Origin of the sequence: Sulfitobacter sp. UBA4523 (assembly GCF_002388305.1) — a bacterium.
Taxonomy (GTDB): Bacteria; Pseudomonadota; Alphaproteobacteria; order Rhodobacterales; family Rhodobacteraceae; genus Sulfitobacter; species Sulfitobacter pontiacus.
In genome coordinates this window covers 1-1,999 of sequence record NZ_DGMH01000070.1, presented here as the reverse complement: position 1 = coordinate 1,999, position 1,999 = coordinate 1, and the positions used below count along the sequence as shown (strand labels likewise).

Below are 1,999 nucleotides of genomic sequence, written 5' to 3'. Positions count from 1 at the left end.
CCGCCGCCCGCTGGTGCATCATGTCGCCAGCATCCGCAGACCTTGGGTCACATCGGTGCGCACTGCCAGCCGCAGACCGGGTTCGTCGCCCGCGCGCAGCGCCGCGATAATCAGCTTGTGAAAATGCGGCGGCTCTGTCCGTCTGAGCCGCCCGTAAAGCGCCCGCATCGTCGGGCCCATCTGCAGCCAGACCGTTTCCGCCATCGCCAGCATCGCAGGGGCCTGCGCCCGTAGGTACAGCGTGCGGTGAAACTCCAGATTGGTGCGAATATAGCTCACCGCGTCACGGTGGATCACCGCATCCGAGATGGCATTGTTGATCGCCTGCATCCGGTCGATCAGCGCAAGGTGGGCCCGTGGCAGGGCGCGGCTCGCAAGCTCCACCTCGATCAGGGCACGCAGGGCGGCCAGTTCCTCGATCCGTTCGTTGCTCAGCTCCGGCGTCGATATCCGGCCAGAGGCCGACATGGTCAACGCCCCTTCCGCCGCCAGCCGCCGCACGGCCTCGCGGGCGGGGGTCATCGACACCTCGTATTCCTTCCCGATTCCCCGCAGGGTCAGCGCCTGTCCCGGAGCCAGATCGCCGTGCATGATGCGGGTCCGCAACTGCCGATAGACACGGTCATGGGCCAAAGGATGCGCATCAAGGGGGCGAGGGTTCAGGTTCATATCGCCGTTGTGATCACGAATCGCCGCTGCGTCAATGTCGCAAACGCGGGCGAGGTCTATGTCTGCGCGGTAAACTTGAACCGGTGCAGGTCGCTGCCGTGGGTGCGCAGCCAGCCGCGCGCCTCTTGATAGGGGCCGTAAATCCGTTCGACCTCGGCCCAGAAGGCGGGCGAATGGTTCATCTGCGCCAGATGCGCGACCTCGTGGGCGGCGACGTAATCAAGCACGTCGGGCGGCGTCAGGATCAAGCGCCACGAAAACATCAGCCCCCCGTCCGAGGTGCAAGACCCCCACCGCGACCGCGTATCTCGCAAGGTTAGCTTGCTGTATGGCCGCCCCAGCAGCGCACTATAATCGTCGCAGGCCCCGGTCAGCCGGTCCCGCGCGAGCTCTTTCAAATGCGCGGCGAGCCGGGTCGGCACACGTGCCGCCGGGCCGGGCACCGAAATCGTATCGGTCCCCAGCACCACCCGTCTGCCCTGCCCGGCTTCAACCCGCAGCATCCGACCGCCCAAGGGAAACTCGGCCCCGATGCCCACCAGAACATCAGCGCCACGCGCTTCCAGATGCTGGCGAATCCACGCCTCCTTTTCGCGGGCAAAGGCGATTCCCTCTGCCTCTTTCAAGCGTTTCGGCATGGTAAGCGTCACCCGCCCATCCAGCTGCGATATCCGCAATGATATCCGCCGCGCCCGCGCAGAGCGGCGCAGGATCAGCGGGATAGGCGGGTTTCCGGGCAGGACAGGATCAGGCATTTCAGGGTTCCGGGTCGCGATGGGGTGGCGATTGCCTTTGACAGTGCCTATCTCATATGGCACTTGGCCTGAATCATCTATACGCAACAACACTTTCAAAAAGGGGACTTCGATGCCCAATGAAGAATGGGGAACCAAGCGCCTGTGCCCCACAACGGGCAAGCGGTTCTACGACCTGAACAAAGATCCGATCATCAGCCCTTACTCCGGTGAAGTGGTCGAGGTGGATAACTCCAAATCCCGCATGATCGCAGCAGATGCCGAAGATGCCGTCACCGCCAAAGCCAAGAAGGGCGATGTGGATGATGACGAGACATTGGTAGATGACGACGATGTAGATGTGGATCTGGACGACGACATCCTGGACGATGACGACGACGATGATGATACCGTTCCACTCGAAGAAATCGCCGACGTTGCATCCGACGACGAAGATTGATTGAATTTTGCGAGGGCGGGATAGATTTTCCTCTTGATCCCGCCTTCGCGACCGCCTATTCAGCGGCGCATCGGCCTTGAATGGTTGATACACTTCCCGGATCTCTGATCCACGATGGGGCCTTAGCTCAGCTGGG

General features: G+C 62.3%; 3 protein-coding genes. 1 reads left to right on the top strand and 2 read right to left on the bottom strand.

Annotated features, from left to right (window positions below; all coding sequences use genetic code 11):
* Nucleotides 1-18 precede the first annotated feature (18 nt).
* Nucleotides 19-669, bottom strand: coding sequence for a GntR family transcriptional regulator (locus B3849_RS16875; RefSeq protein WP_005851189.1), 651 nt, complete (start codon nt 667-669; stop codon nt 19-21).
* A gap of 56 nt (nt 670-725) precedes the next feature.
* Nucleotides 726-1,424, bottom strand: coding sequence for a M48 family metallopeptidase (locus B3849_RS16870; RefSeq protein ID WP_037943083.1), 699 nt, complete (start codon nt 1,422-1,424; stop codon nt 726-728).
* A 112-nt stretch (nt 1,425-1,536) separates the two neighbouring features.
* Here B3849_RS16870 and B3849_RS16865 point away from each other — a divergent pair, with 112 nt between their 5' ends.
* Nucleotides 1,537-1,863: a TIGR02300 family protein gene (locus B3849_RS16865; protein ID WP_005851186.1), complete on the top strand. Its 327-nt coding sequence runs from the start codon at nt 1,537-1,539 to the stop codon at nt 1,861-1,863.
* The last annotated feature ends 136 nt before the right edge of the window (nt 1,864-1,999 follow it).

Coding starts and splice junctions, on each gene's coding strand:
- B3849_RS16865 (WP_005851186.1), top strand. CDS start 1,537: ATGCCCAATGAAGAATGGGGAACCAAGCGCCTGTGCCCCACAACGGGC.
- B3849_RS16875 (WP_005851189.1), bottom strand. CDS start 669: ATGAACCTGAACCCTCGCCCCCTTGATGCGCATCCTTTGGCCCATGAC.
- B3849_RS16870 (WP_037943083.1), bottom strand. CDS start 1,424: ATGCCTGATCCTGTCCTGCCCGGAAACCCGCCTATCCCGCTGATCCTG.